Origin of the sequence: Faecalibacter rhinopitheci, assembly GCF_015234135.1 — a bacterium.
Taxonomy (GTDB): domain Bacteria; phylum Bacteroidota; class Bacteroidia; order Flavobacteriales; family Weeksellaceae; genus Empedobacter; species Empedobacter rhinopitheci.
This window is the reverse complement of sequence record NZ_JADGIK010000026.1, coordinates 1-3,143: the sequence shown is the minus strand read 5'-3', so window position 1 is coordinate 3,143 and position 3,143 is coordinate 1. Positions and strand designations below refer to the sequence as shown.

Sequence of the window (3,143 nt, the reverse complement as noted above, 5' to 3'; positions counted from 1 at the left end):
CTCGACATTATTATAATTTCTCGAAGCGCAAGAAAAAGTGAAAATTGATAATATAAAAGTTAATAATAGTTTTTTCATATTCTATAATTTTAAGAAGTTATTCTAGGTCGATTTTTTAAATGTCGTAAAACGGGCCGCGTATTGGCGATAGTGGCGGATTGGAAGCCAAAACTTTTAATCTTGCACTAACTTAAGCAACAGCCTTTTATTATTTTCTAAATTTATGAAAAAAGGAAATATAAAAGGCTGTTTCGACAAAAAAAGGAGAAACTTTCAATTTCTCCCTTAAACCGCCATTTCGCCAATACGATGTTATGCACAGTTAAATGTTTCTTATTCTATTTATCAACTTGCTAATTGATCTCGGGTAATTTGTACGTGAAATATTTTCAATACAATATTTTAGATTTTCAAATTCCTTAATAGCCTTTCTATTATTTATAAATAGATATGGAAGATTACGATTAGCCGGTGGTATTGACAATTTGTTATACATCAAATTAATAGCTGAACTACTTGATAATATGTCCATTTCTAAATTATAATTCATAACAATACAATCATATCTTTCTGCAATATTTAAGGCATTTGTATGATTAGTTCGTAATAGTGTTTCCAAATTCGCTCTATCATTAACATCTGAAAATATATTATTAATTAGAGGTTGATCTCCTCTATATGATGTTTCATAAATAAAATAACCGTTGGGATTTCTACTTAGTGATTTTTCATTATTGTTAATGTACTTAAAGAAAAAATCTTTGTCTACTATAACTGTTTTTGGAATATCAAGTTCTTTAAGAAGATAATAAATATGCTTAAGTGAATTAATACTATCTAATTCGATAACAGAAATTCCTTTTTTAATAAGTGAAATATTATTTCTTTCAAGTAAGATTGTGAAAATTTGGCAATCTGTTTTACCTTCTGTAACTATTATATGATTTGCATAAAATATCTCAGAATTTTTGAACTTATGAAATGATTGATAGTTATCGAAATGAATGCCATTTCTAGTCCAAAAATCATCAGAGATTTGAGTGATTTTAGATTTGAAACCTCTTCTTAGATCGTTAATTTTTCTAACTAATACAACTTTATTATGAGGTAATTGGTCAATTAAAGTTGGGGAATGAGTTGTGAATAATATCTGAATATCATTATTTTCAAGTTCCTCAAATAAAGAAAGAATCATTTCTTTTTGACCTTGTGGATGTATATTAGTTTCTGGTTCTTCGATTGCTATAATATAATTTGTATTATCCGCATTAGCTAAGTAACGGTATATAGCGATTGCTACTAAACTTTGTACACCACTTCCACATTCGGATAATTTAAATTCATTTGTATTTTCGACAATTTTTATATTCAAAAAGTCAGTAAAAATCTGATAATTAATTACTTTGTTTGTATTTATGTTTAATGTAAATCCTTTATTTGTTAAGTAATTGCCATCTATTTGTTTAGCTAACTTATCTAATGCATTTGTCTTTAGATATGTAAATGTGTCATTAACTCGTGGAGTTAGTCTATCACGATGTCTTGTATGATTTTCAAAATATGTATTGACCAATTTTGACAATAAAGAATTTTCAATATTTTCGATAAATGTTGAAGATCTTTCAGAAGGAATTAATACAAATTTTACATCATCTAATAATCTGGATAATAATATATCTGAACAATTTTCAAATGCATTATTTCTTTTAACTTTATATGAATATCTGTTTGGTCTTCTAAATTCAAATTTTATAATAATTTCATCTCCATTTTTAAATTGATCATATATTCCATTGTTTGGAACATCATTAAAAGTGATTGTAATTTTTGGAACTGCGTTTGAAGATGAATAAAAATGTTCTCCGTTTATAAAATTTGTTAATTCGCTATCTATATTGAAAAATGAATTTAAAGCTTTTAATATTGCTGTTTTACCAGAGTTGTTTTGACCAACAATACAAATTATATCATTTAAATTAAACTCTCCACTCTCAATTGATCTAAACTTCTCAATCTTGATTTTAGAAACTTTCATTGATTTGGTTACTGTAGTTTTTGGTTAATTGTGCATAACGAGCCGAGTATTTGCGAAGAACGGGAGAGAAGTTGAACGAAGTTCAAGTTCGTCCGTTCAAGCAAATTGCTCTTTTCTGAAACTAAATTAGTTTATTGTTTTTAGAAAAGCAATTTTGCGAGCGGAAAAAGATGGGATGAAAGTTTACTTTCAGCCCGTTTTTTGCGAAATACTATGTTAGGCGACGTTATAGTTTTATAACATTAGATTTAAGACAACCATTTAAGTCATCCATTAAAATTAAGTAGCCTTTATAATACTTATGTAAAATTCTATTACCTCCAATGTTTTTATTTTCAATATTCTGTTTAATTATTTTTTCTAAAGTATCTTCTAGTTTATGTTTATCAGAGTATTCAAATTCTTTTAAAATTTCTAATGTGATAGTTTCAAATTCATTTAATTCTATTTTTTCAAGATCTATTCTGTAAATAATATTAATTAATGCATCAAATACTTCATTTTCATAAACTTCAATTTCGTCATAAGAATTATTTGTATTGTAGATAATTAAATATTGATTTTTATTAGTTTGTTTAATAGATATTTCATTTTTTGGATTAAATATTCTTAAAATATCGTTTTCATAAGTTATTTTATACGAAAAGAATTCGCACAAAATTTTAATTTTATTTTTGACTTCTATATTGTGCATTATAAATTCTAGGCGGTTTCAAGTTGCTAATGCAACGATAGTATAAAAATAGTAAAAATTTTGATTATTTTATTTGTTGAATAATCATCTGATTAAAAACTTGTGCAGGGGAATATCCATCGAGCACTTTTCGAGGTCTTTCATTAAGTTCACGTTGCACTTTTTTGAGTTGTTTTTCAGAGTAAATCGAAAGGTCAGTTCCTTTTGGAAAATAATCCCTTAAAAGCCCATTTGTATTTTCATTTGTAGGTCTTTCCCAAGGCGAATAAGGATGAGTAAAATAGACCTGTACTTTGGTGTTTTTGGTGAATAATTTATGCTGAGCCATTTCGGTTCCATTATCGTATGTCAACGACTTTTTCATCAGCTTAGGAAGCTTCTTAAATTCCTTTTCAAAAGCCTTTCGAACGGTCT

The 3,143-nt window shown here is 26.9% G+C and carries 3 protein-coding genes; all 3 read right to left on the bottom strand.

Annotation, left to right across the window (positions count from 1 at the left end):
• Positions 1-322: 322 nt before the first annotated feature.
• Positions 323-2,035 (bottom strand): ATP-dependent nuclease, encoded by a 1,713-nt coding sequence (locus IM532_RS13485; protein ID WP_194184020.1) that lies wholly within the window; start codon positions 2,033-2,035, stop codon positions 323-325.
• Between the two features lie 226 nt (positions 2,036-2,261).
• Positions 2,262-2,729 carry a hypothetical protein gene (locus tag IM532_RS13480; protein WP_194184019.1) on the bottom strand — a complete coding sequence of 156 codons (468 nt, stop codon included), beginning with the start codon at positions 2,727-2,729 and terminating at the stop codon, positions 2,262-2,264.
• A 64-nt stretch (positions 2,730-2,793) separates the two neighbouring features.
• Positions 2,794-3,143, bottom strand: a 350-nt coding sequence (locus IM532_RS13475) for an IS30 family transposase (RefSeq protein ID WP_194184018.1), incomplete at its 5' end; no start/stop codon positions are given.